The sequence below is a fragment of the Oscillibacter sp. UBA6647 genome (assembly GCA_002455655.1).
Lineage (GTDB): Bacteria > Bacillota > Clostridia > Oscillospirales > Oscillospiraceae > Oscillibacter.
The window spans coordinates 18660-19045 of the sequence record DKLF01000099.1; the positions used below are offsets into that span (position 1 = coordinate 18660).

Annotated in this window: 1 protein-coding gene; it reads left to right on the forward strand. The window is 53.9% G+C overall.

Annotated features, from left to right (window positions below; translation table 11 throughout):
• On the forward strand, window positions 1-386 hold a 386-nt coding region (locus B2W96_RS07620; RefSeq protein WP_293009690.1), incomplete at both ends, for a TetR-like C-terminal domain-containing protein.

A 386-nucleotide genomic window follows, 5' to 3' on the forward strand; every position in this document is an offset into this window, starting at 1 on the left:
CGGTTCTCTGCGCCCGGTGTTTAAACCGATTTTGGACTACATTGTGAAGCATCGCCCGGAATTTGAGGCGCTGTTTGCCAATAATTCCACCAGCAATTTTACCGACAGGCTTCAGGAGCTGATTCACCGCAACGGCGTGAGCCTTGTGCGGGCAAAGTTTCACACAGCGTCTTCCGCGCAGATGGATTTTCTGATCAGCTTTATCGGGTACGGGCTGATTGGCCTGATCAAGACGTGGTTCGATCAGGACATGGTTTTGCCCAGAGAGGATTTGGTCCGGCAGGCGGACCGCCTGGTCAACGGCGCGGCGATGGGAATCCTTTCCGACGCAGGAGAATCTAAAAAAAATGAAACGCCGGATATCGGCGCAGAAACGGGGGAAAACG